This window comes from Bacillus sp. N1(2025), from assembly GCF_053470005.1.
Map to the genome: position 1 here is coordinate 200,673 of NZ_JBLTJB010000008.1, position 15,526 is coordinate 216,198.

General features: G+C 49.6%; 14 protein-coding genes. 11 read left to right on the forward strand and 3 right to left on the reverse strand.

The window, feature by feature from the left end:
* Positions 1-245: 245 nt before the first annotated feature.
* Positions 246-1,991, forward strand: coding sequence for a right-handed parallel beta-helix repeat-containing protein (locus ACNFN4_RS17255; RefSeq protein ID WP_448200345.1), 1,746 nt, complete (start codon positions 246-248; stop codon positions 1,989-1,991).
* Positions 1,992-2,083: 92 nt separating this feature from the next.
* Here ACNFN4_RS17255 and ACNFN4_RS17260 read toward each other — a convergent pair whose 3' ends face one another.
* Positions 2,084-2,305, reverse strand: a complete 222-nt coding sequence (locus tag ACNFN4_RS17260) for a hypothetical protein (protein ID WP_014720711.1) — start codon at positions 2,303-2,305, stop codon at positions 2,084-2,086.
* A 121-nt stretch (positions 2,306-2,426) separates the two neighbouring features.
* Between ACNFN4_RS17260 and gerKA the strand changes: the two genes are divergently transcribed.
* The 10 genes from gerKA (at position 2,427) to ACNFN4_RS17310 (ending at position 13,214) form a co-directional block, all read left to right on the forward strand.
* Positions 2,427-4,067: a spore germination protein GerKA gene (gene gerKA, locus ACNFN4_RS17265; RefSeq protein ID WP_014416889.1), complete on the forward strand. Its 1,641-nt coding sequence runs from the start codon at positions 2,427-2,429 to the stop codon at positions 4,065-4,067.
* Positions 4,054-5,280: a Ger(x)C family spore germination protein gene (locus ACNFN4_RS17270; RefSeq protein WP_072177348.1), complete on the forward strand. Its 1,227-nt coding sequence runs from the start codon at positions 4,054-4,056 to the stop codon at positions 5,278-5,280. Before gerKA ends, ACNFN4_RS17270 begins: the two co-directional genes overlap by 14 nt.
* Before the next feature lie 24 nt (positions 5,281-5,304).
* Positions 5,305-6,423, forward strand: coding sequence for a GerAB/ArcD/ProY family transporter (locus ACNFN4_RS17275; protein ID WP_053285474.1), 1,119 nt, complete (start codon positions 5,305-5,307; stop codon positions 6,421-6,423).
* Between the two features lie 168 nt (positions 6,424-6,591).
* On the forward strand, positions 6,592-7,917 hold the full coding sequence (locus ACNFN4_RS17280) for an LLM class flavin-dependent oxidoreductase (RefSeq protein ID WP_172869109.1): 1,326 nt from the start codon (positions 6,592-6,594) through the stop codon (positions 7,915-7,917).
* Positions 7,918-7,930: 13 nt separating this feature from the next.
* Positions 7,931-8,422, forward strand: a complete 492-nt coding sequence (locus ACNFN4_RS17285; protein ID WP_015388710.1) for a GNAT family N-acetyltransferase — start codon at positions 7,931-7,933, stop codon at positions 8,420-8,422.
* Between the two features lie 28 nt (positions 8,423-8,450).
* On the forward strand, positions 8,451-9,242 hold the full coding sequence (locus ACNFN4_RS17290) for an amino acid ABC transporter substrate-binding protein (RefSeq protein WP_012116791.1): 792 nt from the start codon (positions 8,451-8,453) through the stop codon (positions 9,240-9,242).
* 22 nt (positions 9,243-9,264) lie between these two features.
* Positions 9,265-9,939, forward strand: coding sequence for an amino acid ABC transporter permease (locus ACNFN4_RS17295; RefSeq protein WP_007410261.1), 675 nt, complete (start codon positions 9,265-9,267; stop codon positions 9,937-9,939).
* Positions 9,940-9,952: 13 nt separating this feature from the next.
* Positions 9,953-10,702, forward strand: coding sequence for an amino acid ABC transporter ATP-binding protein (locus tag ACNFN4_RS17300; protein ID WP_003156349.1), 750 nt, complete (start codon positions 9,953-9,955; stop codon positions 10,700-10,702).
* 17 nt (positions 10,703-10,719) lie between these two features.
* Entirely contained in the window at positions 10,720-11,871 is a 1,152-nt protein-coding gene (locus ACNFN4_RS17305; RefSeq protein WP_448200346.1) for a M20 peptidase aminoacylase family protein, read from the forward strand.
* The gene (locus ACNFN4_RS17310) at positions 11,868-13,214 is read left to right on the forward strand and encodes an MmgE/PrpD family protein (RefSeq protein ID WP_109566693.1); all 1,347 of its coding nucleotides are present in this window, start codon (positions 11,868-11,870) and stop codon (positions 13,212-13,214) included. Before ACNFN4_RS17305 ends, ACNFN4_RS17310 begins: the two co-directional genes overlap by 4 nt.
* A gap of 103 nt (positions 13,215-13,317) precedes the next feature.
* Here ACNFN4_RS17310 and ACNFN4_RS17315 read toward each other — a convergent pair whose 3' ends face one another.
* Both ACNFN4_RS17315 and ACNFN4_RS17320 read right to left on the reverse strand, forming a co-directional pair.
* A complete protein-coding gene (locus ACNFN4_RS17315; RefSeq protein WP_071181529.1) occupies positions 13,318-14,001 on the reverse strand; it encodes an ABC transporter ATP-binding protein in 684 nt (227 codons plus the stop codon).
* Positions 14,002-14,015: 14 nt separating this feature from the next.
* Positions 14,016-15,449, reverse strand: coding sequence for an ABC transporter permease (locus tag ACNFN4_RS17320; RefSeq protein WP_448200347.1), 1,434 nt, complete (start codon positions 15,447-15,449; stop codon positions 14,016-14,018).
* Positions 15,450-15,526 lie beyond the last annotated feature (77 nt).

Genomic DNA, 15,526 nt, shown 5'->3' on the forward strand with positions numbered 1-15,526 from the left:
AAAAATCATATTCTTATATAATACTTGTGTCAATATAATTTATACTGAATTCAAAAAATTCCAGAATGAAAAGATATTAAAACGTTGAATATAGACGAATTTTCCTAATTCCAATGACTTATTTTGTTATATTATCTGACTAAACTATCTTTATAAACTTTTTTAATAAAATTTAAAGTATGTACAGGCGGAGCGGGATATGGCGGAATAAGATGACAATAAGAGAGGAAGGAGGAGATTATCACTTGCCGAATCGTATATTGGATATTACGGATTGCGGTGTGGCGGCAGACGGAAAAACCGACGTGACGGGCGCCATCAATCAATGCTTGGCCAGGGCCGTAAGCGAAGGCTGTCATACGGTGTTTTTTCCGCCCGGAACGTATAAAATCAACGGCACGCTTGGCGGGGACAGCAGCCAGCCGTTTCGGAACGCCGGGATTAACGTGCCGAGCCATCTCACCATCGTTTTAGATCCGGAATGCACGATTAAAGTGGCGCCGAACAGCTCCTGGGGCTATTCGGCTTTCTATATAGGCAGGCGTGAAAATGTCACCATCACCGGCGGCCGGATCATCGGCGAACGGGATGAACACACGTATACCAATGTCCCTTTGCGTTCGACCCATGAATGGGGGTTTGGAATCTGTATTGAAGGCAGCAGCAATGTGCTGATCGAAAATGTGAAGATTTCGGATTTTACGGGAGACGGCATTATTGTCAGCCCGCTCGGGTTAAAAACAAACAGTGATTACGAAACTTCAGAACAGGTGACCATCCGCCGCTGTGAGATCAGGCAGTCAAGGCGAAACAACATTTCAATCACCGGCTGCAATACCGTTACGGTGGAAGAATGTGTGATTGAAGACGCCGGGCAAGGGAACGGAACGGCTCCGAAATTCGGAATCGATATTGAATCGTACGGAGAAGGCGATATAGATTATGAAGAAGCTCTTCATATTACAGTCCGCAACAACTTCTTTTCCGGAAACGCCGCAAGCTCAGTCACCAATTTTAACGGATATAATGTGTTAATTGAAGGAAATCATTCCGATAACACGATCAGCTACGGGTATGGGGCACATACCGTCATTTCAGGGAATGTCTTCTTTCGGTCAGACGGAGGTTCAAGGACCGCAATCGCCGGACAAGGTGTGTCACAAGGACAGGACAGCAGCAATGCCGTTATTTCCAACAATCTGATTACCGGTTTTTCCACCGGAATAGATGTAAGGGGAAAAAGCGTCCTCGTCACCCATAACAAAATCAATCAATTTGAAAATACGGGCATTTCCGTCTATCAGGCAGAAGATGTAACCGTTGACGGCAATGTCATTGAAAACGGACGTTCCGAAACCAGACGAAGCACGGGGATGCGGGCGACGCTGTCCGAAAACGCCGTCTTTACGAATAACACTCTGAATCAGGTGACAGACGGAATCACCATGTCGGCCGGCAGTATCATCGTGAAACAAAATGTGCTGAAATCGTTCAGCCGGGGCATATGGGTCACAGGCGGAAATGCCGTTATTGAAGGAAATACGCTCATTCCGAATGCGTATCAGGGCGCCGCGGAGTCCTATGCCGTATCTGTGACAAATGACGCCAGGGCTGTCATCAAGGGAAATCTCTTCAAAAGCTACAAAAACTATCCCATTTTCAGTTCAACATCCTCGGGAACCTCTGTCATCAGCAACCGCTTTGAATCATCACCGCTTATCGTTACCGTGTATCTGAATTCAGGCACGCATGAAGTCATAGACAATACGCTCACGATCAACCGAACGGCGGGCAGCCCGATCGGCATCTATCTGAACGGAGCCTCAAATTCCCTCGTGTCGGGCAATACCATCAACAACCTTTCCGCCGCTTCTGCTTCCGCCATCCAAACCAATTCCTCCGCAAGTACTAAAATCATCGGCAACCGCATTATCAAAGGCGTCATTGTGAAACACGCGACAGATACGGACAGCGGAAATATCGTCATCTGAAAACAATCTGCATCGGAAAAATAAAAAGAACACATGAACTCCGAAAGAAGGAGGGATGTGTTCTTTTTTGACACAATACAGCCGTGCGCCTGTCAGGCATCTTTTTTACCTGATTTATATAAAACGATCATTTCTCTGATTAAAAAGAGGGCGAATAAAAACAGCATCAGCCATTCTGAGAAGGTGGTCAATTTAAAAGCGGACAGGTTGTTTTGGACCGCTCCATAGAAACTGAAACCTTGCAGCATATCCATCGTCACTGAAATGATCAGACAGGCAGCAAGCAAAAAAAATGAAACCCCCAATATTTTCATGCGCATCACTCTCCCTTTTTATCCTTTTCGATTACGCAGAACTTATACAGACTTTCCGCCGTGCATAATCTTTTGCCGTACAGGAAGAATATGAAAAAAACGAGGAAAGGTTTTTTGCGATATGCCGCCATTTTTTAAGCAGAAGAAACAAAAAAAAGCCGATCAAAACGACCGTGACAATGAAGGCAGAAAAGAAGCGGACAGCCAGCCGGACAAAGAGCGGGATGAGCCGATCTCCCTCAGCTTAAAGCAAAATATGAAGAAACTGTCTGAGAGGTTCGGCAACAGTGCCGATGTCGTCATCCGCCGGCTGAAAATCGGAAAAGAAGAGCTTCCGGCCGCAATTGTGTATATCGCCGGTTTGGTAGACGAACAGCTTGTCAGCCAATCCCTTCTGGAGGATTTAATCGACATCCCGTCCGTTCAGCCGGAACAAGCGGTCTGCCTGATATACGATAAAACGCTTGCGATCGGCGGGGTGAAAGAGGAAGAAAAATGGAAAAGTCTTTATGCCGGGCTGGTGGCGGGCAGCACACTCATTTTTGTCGACGGGGCTGACAAGGCGCTGATCGCCAGCACGGAAGGGGGAGAGCACCGGTCCATTCAAGAGCCGAGCACCCAGGTCTCTTTCCGCGGCCCGCGGCAGGGATTCACTGAATCTCTGCAAACCAATATTTCCATGATCCGCAGGTATGTAAAAACGCCTGATGTATGGGTTGAAAAAATGGAGATCGGACACGAAACGAATACGGATGTCGCGCTGATGTATATTAACGGAATTTGTGATAAAAAGCTGATTAAGGAAGTCCGCAAGCGGCTGAAGCACATTGACATCGACAGCATTCTTGAATCCGGCTACATTGAACAGCTCATTGAAGACGCGCCGTTTTCTGTGTTCCCCACCGTATATCATACGGAGCGGCCGGACGTCGTGGCGGGGAATCTGCTGGAAGGACGATTTGCGATTGTCGTGGACGGAACGCCGTTCGTTCTCCTCGCGCCGGCCTTATTTATTCAATTTTTTCAATCCGTTGAGGATTATTATTCACGATTTGATATCGCCACCAGCATCAGGGTGCTGCGGGTTTTGATCTTCTTCATTTCACTGGTGGCGCCGGGGATTTATGTGGCGGCGACGACCTTTCACCAGGAAATGATTCCGACGCAGCTGCTGATTGTCATCGCGGCCCAGCGGGAGACGGTGCCGTTCCCGGCCGTGATTGAAGCGCTGACGATGGAAGTGGCCTTTGAGATTCTCAGGGAGGCGGGTGTCCGGCTTCCGAGAGTTGTCGGCTCCGCCGTTTCCATCGTCGGAGCGCTTGTCATCGGCCAGGCCGCCGTGCAGGCCGGCATCGTCTCCCCGGCCATGGTTATCGTCGTCGCGCTGACGGCGATTGCCAGCTTTGCGACCCCGGCTTTTGACATGGCGATATCTGCGCGCCTGATCCGGTTTCTCTTTATTCTGTCGGCGGCGGTTATGGGATTTTACGGGCTGATTCTGGGCATTATCATGATGTTTGTCCATCTGTGCGGCCTGCGTTCATTCGGATTTCCGTATATGTCCCCGCTCGCTCCTTTAACCCCGGGCGGACTGAAGGATTCCCTCCTCCGCGCTCCGTTATGGGCGGATGAAAAAAGGCCGGGACTGCTCGTGCAGGAAAACAACAGGCGCCAAGGGGAACATCAAAGACCGAAACCGGAGACATCCAGAGGAATGGTTAATAAAGATGTAGAAGAGGGCGACGGTAATGAAAAGACGTAAATGGATGCTTATCCTTTGTACGATGGTTTCCCTTATGTTTGTATCCGGATGCTGGGATAAAAGGGAGCTGACCGATTTAGCGGTGATCTCCGCCATCGGTATTGACCGGACCGAAACGGGAAAATACGTCCTTCATTTCCAAATTATCAATCCGGGAAATGTGGCCGGCGGTCTGCAGGGCGGCGGAGCGGGAGACCGGCCTCCGGTTTCCGTCTATTCGGTGTCCGGAGACAATATGACGGAAGCTTTGAGAAAAGGCTCGATGAAAGTGTCCAGAAGGCTCTATTTTGCCCATACGAATCTCGTGGTGTTCAGTGAAAAACTGGCGAAAGAGGAAGGGCTCAGTTTTATTCTGGACAATCTTGACCGCGACACCGAATTCAGGACGACCGCAACCGTTGTGATCGCGCATAATTGCAAGGCTGAAGACATTATTAAAGTGCTGACGCCGATTGATAAAATCCCTTCCAATAAAGTGAACAAGACGCTCAGCTTCACGCAGGAACAATACGGAAGAGTCATTAAAACCAGCCTTCAGGACGTTCTGATTGATCTCGCTTCTCCGGCCGGGTCGCCGTTTATTCCTGGTTATGAAATGCACGGAGACGATAAAGCCGGTCCTACGATGGAAAATACGCAGACAACTGAACCGAAAGCAGTGCTGTCAGCGGACGGACTGGCGGTGTTCAAAAAGGATGGGAGGCTGGATTACTGGATTGAGGATGACGACAGTGTGGGGGCTGTATGGCTGCTCAATAGGATCAAACATACGTTCATCAATGCGGATTGGAAGAACGTGAAGCATGCAATCAGTCTGCAGGTCACCCGCCAGAATACAAAGGTGACGGCCACTTTTCCGAACGGAAAACCGAATATTCACGTGCATGCTCAGGTCGAGGGGCTGGTGGACGCTGTCAGATACCCTTTCCATCTGTCTGATCCGCAAGTGCTGATGACGATGCAAAAGGCGCTCAGCGTGCAGCTTGAGAAAGATATCACCAAATCGATTGAAGATATAAAAGCCCATAAGAATGACTTCGTCGGCTTCGGAGACCTGATCTATCGGAAGCATCCGGACAAATGGAAAAAGTTCAAAGGGAAGTGGGATGAAGAATATTTCCCCAATCTCCCCGTAGATGTCAAAACGGAAGTCATTATCAGAAGAACGGGCTTGCGGAATAATCCTCTCTCAGACAAGCTTGAGCATGATTGATTTGAGGAGAAAGGAGCGAAGCGTATGGAAAATGCGAAAATCGGCACGCGTCAGCTGTTTATTATGATCATTTTGTTTGAATTGGGCAGTTCGTTATTGATCCCGCCGGGAACGATGGCCGGGCGGGATGCGTGGCTGTCCGTGCTTCTCGGGTGCGTTATCGGTCTCGGGCTTTTCTACGTTTATCAGGCGCTGTATCAATTTTTTCCTGAGTCTTCTCCGAGAGATTACATGAACGAACTGATCGGCAGACATCTGAGCTGGGCGGTCTCCCTTCTTTATATTCTCTATTTTGCTTATATCGCGGCCCGCGTATTGCGGGATTTTGGCGAAATGCTTGTCACCTTCGCCTACCAGGACACGCCGCTTTTAATTGTGAATGCCATGCTGATGATCGCCGCGATATTTGCGGTCAGAAAGGGAATTGAAGTGATAGCGAGAGCCGGCGAGCTGCTGTTTGGCATTATGTATTTCCTGACAGCCGTCGGGCTGATCCTCATTATCAGCTCAGGCACGATAAACCTCAGATTTCTCCAGCCCGTTTTAGCGGAGGGTGCAGGAACGGTCATTTATTCCGTGTTTAAACAGACGATGTTCATCCCGTTCGGTGAATTAATCGTGTTTGTCATGATTTTCCCTTATTTAAAAGATCGGAAAAAGGTGAAGAAAACCGGATTTCTGGCGATTATCATCAGCGGCCTGATTTTGGCAATGTCAGTGGCGATTAATATTTGTGTGCTGGACGTCAACTTAATGCTCCGCTCTCAATTTCCGCTGCTGAGCACCATACAGACAATTAAAGTGGAAGAGTTTTTAGACCGGCTGGATGTCTTTTTCATGCTCGTGCTCGTCATCGGCGGTTTTTTCAAAGTCAGCCTTTTTACATATGCGGTTGTCGTGGGCGTGTCCACGCTGTTTAAAGAAAAAAATCCGTCCCAGCTGGTCTTCCCGGTCGGATTGGGGGTGCTGATTCTCTCCATCAGCATCGCAAGCAATTTTTCGGAACACATGAATGAAGGCTTAAACATTGTGCCGATCTATATTCATCTTCCATTTCAAGTGCTGTTCCCCGTTTTGCTGCTTATCATTGCCGTTATTAAGAAAAAGGTCAAAGGGACCGTCTATACAGTTTCGAAGAAATAACCCGGCCGGTGCGCCGGGTTTTTTTAAATATCATGATTTTTGTCTTAATGCATTGACAAACTTGCCTGACAATTGTACATTTTGATTTATTCTTATAAAATTACTAGGAAATATAGGTTTAGTGGTGTTAATATTTTCCGAACCGTATTTCAGAATAGAAGGAGATCCATCATGACAAAGAAAAAAGAAATCAAACTCGGTGTGTTTCTCGCGGGCACCGGCCATCATGTCGCTTCTTGGAGACATCCTCAGGCACCGGCGGACGCGAGCATGAATTTGGATTATTTCAAAGAACTGGCGAAAACGGCTGAGCGGGGGAAATTGGACATGCTGTTTTTGGCGGACAGTTTATCAATAGACGGCAAATCACATCCGAATGTGCTGACGCGCTTTGAGCCGTTTACGCTGCTGTCGGCGCTCGCTCAGGTCACATCCCGCATCGGTCTGACGGCGACCGCGTCTACCACATACAGCGAACCGTTCCATATCGCGAGACAATTTGCATCGCTTGATCATCTTTCCAACGGCCGCGCGGGCTGGAATGTCGTCACATCTTCGATTGAATCGACCGCGCTTAATTTCAGCGGCGAAAAGCATCTTGAGCACCATCTCAGATATCAGCGCGCGGAAGAATTCGTTGAAGTCGTCAAAGGATTATGGGATTCGTGGGAGGAAGACGCCTTTATCCGTGACAAAGAATCAGGAGCATTTTTCGATAAAGACAAAATGCATGAATTGAACCATAAAGGAACATATTTCTCCGTGAGAGGGCCGTTAAATGTCGCCCGCACACCTCAAGGGCGCCCGGTCATTATTCAGGCCGGATCATCAGGAGACGGAAAAGCGCTGGCCGCCAAAACGGCGGAAGTCATTTTCACCGCGCAAAATCATTTGGAGTCCGCGCAGGAATTCTATCAATCTATTAAAGAACAAGCGGCTTCTTTCGGCCGTGATCCTGAAAAAATCGCGATCATGCCGGGAATTTTTCCCGTTATTGCCGATACCGAAGAAGAAGCGCAGGCAAAATATGAAGAGCTCCAAGACCTCATCATTCCGTCTGTCGGCCTGAACATTCTGCAAAACTATCTGGGCGGCGTCGACCTTTCCGCCTGCCCGCTTGACGGCCCGCTGCCTGAATTGGATGCGGATGCGTCGAATGCCGTTAAAAGCCGGTTCAAGCTCGTTCAGGAGATGGCCAAACGCGATAACATGACCATCCGCGAACTTTACAAATATGTGGCGGGTTCAAGAGGCCATCATATCTTTGTCGGAACGCCAGAACAGCTTGCCGATAAGATGGAAGAATGGGTCGGAAAACAAGCTTGTGACGGTTTTAACATCATGCCGCCGCTTTTGCCTGAAGGTCTCACTCTTTTTGTAGACAAAGTGATTCCGATTTTACAAGAACGCGGCGTGTTCAGAAAAGAGTATGAAGGAACGACGCTCAGAGAACATTTCGGACTGGAAAAACCGGCAAACCGATATGCCGGCTAAAGGAGGGCTCATCATGTCAAGACAATACCGGCTCGCAACGGAGGCAGACGCTGATGAGCTGCTTTCACTGACACTGCGGGCGTATGAACCGATCCGCAAGCTCGGCATCAACTTTGCCGCTGCCACGGCGGATAAGGAACTCGTTTTAACTAACATACAAAAAAACGCCTGTTACGTTTTGGAAGAAGACGGACGGATTCTGGCGACGATTTCTCTGCGGATGCCGTGGGGGCCGAATCCCGGGCCGTACGGTGTCCCTCATATTTGGTGGTTCGCCGTCGATCCTGAAACCGGAAAAAAAGGGACGGGCTCGGACATGCTGGAGTGGCTGGAGAATACAGTGCTCCGCGATACATTAAAAGCGCCTTTCGTGTCACTGGGCACAGCGGACAAGCATCCGTGGCTGATCGGCATGTACGAGCGAAAAGGCTACGTCCGTGCAGGCGAAAAGGATTTAGGAAAAGGGCACATCACCATTTATTTAAAAAAACAATTGCAGGATTAACATTTTAATAGGAAAAGGCGGGATTTCAATGAAGAAGAAAACATGGGCTTTGCTGCTGTCTGCCGCGCTTTTGGCGGTCTTATCAGCATGCGGAAACGGAAAAGAAAGCGAAGGCGGCGATAACGTACTGCATGTAGGCGCCACCGGACAAAGCTATCCGTTCGCATATAAAGAAAACGGCAAGCTGACCGGCTTTGACGTGGATGTCATGGAAGCCGTCGCGAAAAAAATCAACATGAAACTGGACTGGAAGCTGCTTGAATTCAGCGGTCTGATGGGAGAGCTCCAGACCGGCAAACTCGATACCATCTCTAACCAGGTCGCTGTCACGGACGAACGCAAGAAAACGTATAACTTCACAGAACCGTATTCGTATGCGGGCACTCAAATCGTCGTCAAAAACGATAACAAAGACATCAAATCAGTCAACGATCTAAAAGGAAAAACAGTGGCGGCCGTTCTGGGCTCAAACCACGCGAAAAACCTTGAGAGCAAGGACCCGGATAAAAAAATCAACATGAAAACATATGAAACACAAGAAGGCACGCTGAAAGACGTCGCTTACGGACGGGTTGACGCTTATGTAAACAGCCGCAGCGTCCTGATCGCCCAGATCAAAAAGACCGGTCTGCCTCTGAAATTAGCAGGAGACCCGATTGTCTATGAAAAAGTCGCTTTCCCGTTTGCGAAAGATGCGGCTCACGATAAAATCCGCAAAAAAGTAAACAAAGCCATTGAAGACCTGCGGAAAGACGGCACGCTGAAAAAGCTGTCTGAAAAGTACTTTAAAGAAGACATCACAACGGAAGCAAAGCATTAAGAAACGGCGGTGAAAATCGAGAATGAACAGCATTGATTGGGGATTTATGTTTTCAGCTTTTCCCGCGTTAATCGAAGCCTTGCCGATCACATTACTAATGGCCGTCGCGGCCATGGTATTTGCCGTGATCGGCGGCCTTATATTAGCGCTTATCACAAAAAATCGTGTTCCTGTGCTTCACCAGCTGTCAAAGGTGTATATTTCATTTTTCCGGGGCGTGCCGACGCTCGTGCAGCTTTTCTTAATTTATTACGGCCTGCCTCAGCTCTTTCCCGGAATGAGCAAGATGACGGCGTTAACTGCGGCGATTATCGGGTTAAGCCTGAAGAATGCCGCCTACTTGGCTGAAATCTTCCGCGCGGCGCTCAACTCAGTCGATGAGGGGCAGCTTGAAGCCTGTCTGTCTGTCGGAATGACAAAATCCCAGGCGTACAGACGGATCATTTTCCCGCAAGCCGTCAGAAACGCGCTTCCCGCGACGGGAAATACGTTTATCGGCCTGTTAAAAGAAACATCGCTCGCCTTTACATTAGGAGTGATGGAAATGTTCGCCCAAGGAAAAATGTACGCATCAGGCAACCTCAAATATTTTGAGACGTATTTAGCCGTAGCGGTCATGTACTGGATTCTTACGATTATTTACAGTGTGCTGCAGGATCTGCTCGAACGGGCGATCAGCAAGCCTTATCGCACATAGGAGGAGGCTCAGGATGATACAAGTCAGACATATTCGAAAAGCATTTAAAGACCTTACCGTACTTGACGGGATCGATCTTGAGATCAAAAGCGGCGAAGTCACGGCCATCATCGGCCCGTCAGGCTCGGGAAAATCAACGCTCCTCCGCTGTTTGAATCTGCTGGAGCGCCCGGATGACGGCATCATTGAAATCGGTGATGCAAAACTGAATGCAGCGTCCTATTCGCGCAAAGACGTTCATAAGCTTCGTCAGCAGACGGCGATGGTGTTTCAGAATTACAACCTGTTCAAAAACAAAACCGCCCTGCAAAATGTGACAGAGGCGCTGATCACCGCGCAAAAGAAACCGAAAAAAGAAGCGGAACAGATCGGTATGGATCTGCTGCGGCAAGTCGGTTTAGAACACAAAGCGGACAGCTACCCGATTACGATGTCAGGCGGGCAGCAGCAGCGGATCGGGATTGCGCGCGCCTTGGCCGTTGATCCTCACGCGATTTTACTGGATGAACCGACTTCGGCCCTTGACCCTGAGCTTGTAGCCGGGGTGCTCCAAGTCATCAAATCAATTGCCGAAAAACAGACAACCATGATCATCGTCACGCATGAGATGGCTTTTGCTCGTGAAGTGGCCGACAAAGTTATTTTTATGGCAGACGGACGCATCATCGAACAGGGAACGCCTGAAGAGCTGTTTGACAATCCGCAGAACGAACGGACGAAAAAATTCATTAAGCAAGTGGGAGAGCCCGCCGAACTTGTCTAAGAAGGGAAGAAGAAGAAATGGCAAATGAAACGTATGAATCATTAAACAAACGTTTAATCAATATCCGCCGCGACCTTCATGAACACCCTGAGCTGTCAGGCGAGGAATACGAAACGACGAATAAAATCCGCCGCTGGCTGGAGGAAGAAGGAATCACGGTTCTTGATGTGCCGAAACTTCAAACCGGAGTGATCGCTGAAATCAAAGGAGACAAAAGCGGCCCCGTCATCGCCGTCAGAGCGGACATCGACGCATTGCCGATCGAAGAGAAAACAAACCTTCCGTTTGCTTCGCGCAACAGCGGCGTGATGCACGCCTGCGGCCATGATTTCCATACTGCATCTATCCTCGGCACGGCTTTTTTATTAAATGAGAGAAAGTATGAGCTGAAAGGAACGGTGCGGTTTATTTTTCAGCCCGCGGAAGAAATCGCCGCCGGAGCAAGACAGGTCATTGAAGCCGGCGCGCTTGACGGTGTATCGGCGATATTCGGCATGCATAACAAACCTGACCTCCCCGTGGGCACGGTCGGTCTGAAAGAAGGCCCGCTGATGGCGAGTGTCGACCGCTTTGAAATCACTGTTAAAGGAAAAGGCGGCCACGCCGGAATCCCTGATAACAGCATTGATCCGATTCAGGCGGCAGGACAGATCATCGGCGGCCTGCAAACGGTTGTCAGCAGAAATATCAGCTCGCTTCACAATGCCGTCGTCAGCATCACAAGAGTTCAGGGCGGCAGCTCTTGGAATGTCATCCCGGACCATGTTGAAATGGAAGGCACCGTCCGGACGTTTCAAAAGGAAGCGCGTGACGCTGTTCCGAAACATATGAAGCGGGTTGCCGAAGGAATCGCGGCAGGGTTCGGGGCAGAAGCCGAATTCCGCTGGTATCCTTACCTTCCGTCAGTGATGAACGACGCCCGTTTCATTCAGGCGGCGGAACAAACGGCTGAAGATCTCGGGCTTCAAACCGTTCGGGCAGAACAGTCGCCCGGCGGCGAAGACTTCGCGTTATATCAAGAAAAAATCCCCGGCTTCTTCGTCTGGATGGGAACAAACGGAACAGAAGAATGGCACCATCCCGCCTTCACACTCGACGAAAAAGCGCTCCCGGCAGCGGCTGAGTTTTTCGCCCGGCTGACCGTCAACGTATTGGAGCAGACGGATTGAATACGGAAAATCTGACGGCCGGGCTTGCTCAGGCCGTCATGTCGTCTGTGCCGGAAACATCCGCTGAAGCGATGAAAGAAGCGCGCAAAGGACTGCTTGATTTTACAGCGGCAGCCTTTGCGGGGAGACGGGATAAAGGAGTTGAAAAGCTGGTAAAACTGGCCGAAGAAGAAGGCGGGGTGCCGATAGCGCCGCTTATCGGCAGAAATCAAAAAACCGCGCCGTCCCAATCCGCGCTCATTAACGGCTTCATCGCACATGCGCTTGATTTTGATGATGTTCATTCTGATGTAAGAGGACATCCGAGCGCAGTCATCCTTCCGGCTTTGATTGCAGCCGCATCAGCCGGCCGTATAGACAAAAGCCGTTTTCTCGGTGCTTATGTGACGGGAATCGAAGTGATGGCGCGGCTCGGTGAGTCAGCTGGAAGGCATCATTACGAGAAAGGCTGGCACAATACAGGAACGTTAGGTGCCATTGCGGCCGCATGCGCCGTCGGATTCGCGGAGAATCTGAATCAAACCCAATTGCAGAAAGCAATCGGGTTTGCGGCTGCCCGCTCCGGAGGCATGAGAGTGCAATTCGGGACAGAAATGAAGCCGCTCCACGCCGGACTGGCTGCTCAAGCCGGGTTGTTCGCCGTAACGCTTGCAAAGGCCGGTTTCGGCGGCTCAGTTCATGCGCTCGACGGGGAGAAAGGTTTTTTCGGACTGTACGGCGATCTTGAACGGGCAGAAACCCTGCTTGTAAACGGGTGGGGAAAACCTTGGCGGATTGTGAGCCCGGGACTTTGGTTTAAGGTTTATCCGTTTTGCTCGGCGGCTCATCATGCGGCGGACGCCATTCTCAAGCTGAAGGCCGAACATGGTCTCACTTTCGGCCAAACGGAACGGATCGACGTGATTTATCCGCCGGGCGGGGACGCCGCATTGACAGAACGGCGCCCGAAAACAGGCGAAGCGGGACGGTTCAGCGTGGAATATGTGATCACCTTAGCTTTGCACGGTAAGGATTTTTCAGTTGAACATTTCACATCCGAGCCGATTCCGGAATCCTTTCAAAAAGGATTTGAGCGGATTCACCGCAGCTCCGATGACCAAATTCTGCCGGCTGAAAACGCCGTTCCGAAGGGCCGTTTTACAATTGTACGGGTTACGGCTTCCGGCGGTCATGTCTATGAAACACGTATCGACTGTCCGAAGGGAGCGCCGGGAAACGGCCTTTCTGAAAAAGACATTGAAGACAAACTCCGGCTCGCTTTGCCGGGGGAAGAGGAAAAGGCGGAAGAATTGATCAAAGCAGCCGGACAATCAAATATGGACCGTTATTTACAGCTGATATAAATAAAAAGAGCGGGGGGATGCAGCCCTCGCTCTTTTTACGTTCACTTCTATTGAATAGGGGGATATAGGGTGCGCCCCTGTCTGCGCTGGCAGGGGCGCGGTATCAGGAAACGGCCGTGCCGTTTTCTTTTACCGTGAAACTTCCTCTTGATAAGCGGATGTTGATATCCGAAACTTTGGCAATTTGTTCGTCGTGCGTAACCATGATGACGCATTTGCCGTCTTTATGCGCCAAGTCCTGAAAGAGCCGGACGATTTCCTTTGACGTATCCTCGTCGAGATTTCCCGTTGGCTCGTCCGCGCAAATCAAATCCGTGTCACAGCAGAAAGCCCGCGCAATTGAAACGCGCTGCTGCTGTCCGCCGCTTAATGTCAGCACCCGCTGACGGGCCTGCTGTTCGGTGAAGCCGACTTTTTTCAGCATGCTGAGCGCGAACGCATCTTTGTTGTTCTCCTTAGAGCCGGTGATCTCCATCGCCGTTGTGACATTCTGGAGCGCCGTCATATACGGGATCAGATGATAAGATTGAAAGACGATAGAGACATATTGATTTCTGAATTTGGTTAATCCGATTTTGGAGATGTCTTCTCCGTTATAAAGGATGCTTCCCTCTTTAGGTGTGTCAAGGCCGCCCGCCAGAGACAGAAACGTTGTTTTTCCCGTTCCGGAGGCGCCGACAATTGTATAAAACTTCCCTTTTTCAAAGCTGATCGTTATATCCTGAAACAGCGGCTGTGATTTGTCTTGGTACCAGTAGCCGGTCTGTTGAAAGGTTAATAGGCTCATTATGCTGCCTCCTCTTATTCCTGCTTGGTCAGGATCGTTTTAGGGTGAAGCCGCATGACTGATACAGACGGCAGTAATGTGGCAATGACGGCAATTGCGACGCCGATTCCGCTAAGAATCAGAAGGTCATTCAGCGAGACGTTTACCTGCATTGTACTGATGACATCCGCGCCGGATGAATGCTGACCGAACATGCCGCCTCCCCGCAGCATTTCTCCTCCGCCCCAGCCGCTTGTTTGCTGCGAATCACCGGCTGAGCTGACCTGCTGGGAAAGAAGCTGATTTCCGAGCTGATTCGCCACAAGGCTGCCCGTGACGGATGCGATCCCGATGGCGATAACCGCGACAACCAGAATTTCCGTTAAGAATTGTCCGATGAGCTTCCAGCGCTTTTCGCCGATCGCCATCAAGACACCCATTTCATACTTACGTTCCCTGATCGACATCATCACGATCAACCCAAGAATGACCGCGCCCGCGATGGATACAAGGTATACCACGTTTTTAGAAAATGACGCGACATTTTCAATCGGGCCGACCATTTGCTGATACACCTGATCATTTGTCGTCAGCGCGTAGGTTTTATCATCTATAGATGTTTTTTTCGCAGCCGCAACGAATGAGTCAATATATTTGGCATCATCCATATAATAAACGGCTGAGCTGATTTTGTTTTTGTTATCAGACCCTTTTAACGCCGCCGCGGCGGTGTAAGGCGTATAGATTTTATTGTCAGGATTTAAGAATGAAAAATGCTGTGCCTGATCGTCTCCTGATGATGTTGTTTTATAGATTCCCACAATTTTAAGCTTCGTTTTCACAGAATCAGCCGCTGCTGAGGAAACGGTAATGGAGCCTCCGACCTTCAGCTTGTTTTGATCTGCCAGCGTTTCATTAATCACGGCGACTTTTGTGTCCGCATCTGTTTTTGTGATGGCGCGTCCGTCAGTGATTTTTGAGCTCCCGTCCGTGAAATCACCAAGCAATGCCGTAGAGAGCACGCCTTCGATCGAGATATCCGCTGAAATCATCTGTCTTCCGCCGCCTTGAAAACGGCCGGCGCCGGAACTGTTATCGGCTGATTCGCCTGAGCTTTTTATCGCATCAAAGCTTTCTGCATTTGCTGACGCTGTCGTGAGGAAATTGTAATTTTTAACATGCTGTAAAGATGTAAGCTTCTTGGCATCTGAGACGGAAATCGGTGTTGATTCAAACGTCCTCTTTTCACCGTCTTTTTGCTGCTGCGCCATTTGCTTTTGGCGGTCAGCCTGGAGTGTGACGCTCCCGCCGAGCTGCTGCCTTGCCAGTTCGCTTAATTTCTTTGCCGCTGACTGGATCGCAAGACCGGACAGGACAAAAATGCAAATCACTGAAAACACAACCAGCTGCAAAAATGTTTTTCCCTTTTTAGCCTTCATGCTCCAAAAGGCTCTTTTTATAAAGTTCATGTCTGTTCCTCCGTATGGATGTCAGATCTTGTAAAACCGGCCTCCTTTAGCACCGGCCATCCGATATGTATATAGTA

Excerpts from the sequence above, each read along its gene's own strand:
- ACNFN4_RS17275 (WP_053285474.1), top strand. The coding sequence starts at position 5,305 with ATGGAAAATGCGAAAATCGGCACGCGTCAGCTGTTTATTATGATCATT.
- ACNFN4_RS17305 (WP_448200346.1), top strand. The coding sequence starts at position 10,720 with ATGGCAAATGAAACGTATGAATCATTAAACAAACGTTTAATCAATATC.
- ACNFN4_RS17285 (WP_015388710.1), top strand. The coding sequence starts at position 7,931 with ATGTCAAGACAATACCGGCTCGCAACGGAGGCAGACGCTGATGAGCTG.
- ACNFN4_RS17315 (WP_071181529.1), bottom strand. The coding sequence starts at position 14,001 with ATGAGCCTATTAACCTTTCAACAGACCGGCTACTGGTACCAAGACAAA.
- ACNFN4_RS17290 (WP_012116791.1), top strand. The coding sequence starts at position 8,451 with ATGAAGAAGAAAACATGGGCTTTGCTGCTGTCTGCCGCGCTTTTGGCG.
- gerKA (WP_014416889.1), top strand. The coding sequence starts at position 2,427 with ATGCCGCCATTTTTTAAGCAGAAGAAACAAAAAAAAGCCGATCAAAAC.
- ACNFN4_RS17260 (WP_014720711.1), bottom strand. The coding sequence starts at position 2,305 with ATGAAAATATTGGGGGTTTCATTTTTTTTGCTTGCTGCCTGTCTGATC.
- ACNFN4_RS17320 (WP_448200347.1), bottom strand. The coding sequence starts at position 15,449 with ATGAACTTTATAAAAAGAGCCTTTTGGAGCATGAAGGCTAAAAAGGGA.
- ACNFN4_RS17295 (WP_007410261.1), top strand. The coding sequence starts at position 9,265 with ATGAACAGCATTGATTGGGGATTTATGTTTTCAGCTTTTCCCGCGTTA.
- ACNFN4_RS17270 (WP_072177348.1), top strand. The coding sequence starts at position 4,054 with ATGAAAAGACGTAAATGGATGCTTATCCTTTGTACGATGGTTTCCCTT.
- ACNFN4_RS17300 (WP_003156349.1), top strand. The coding sequence starts at position 9,953 with ATGATACAAGTCAGACATATTCGAAAAGCATTTAAAGACCTTACCGTA.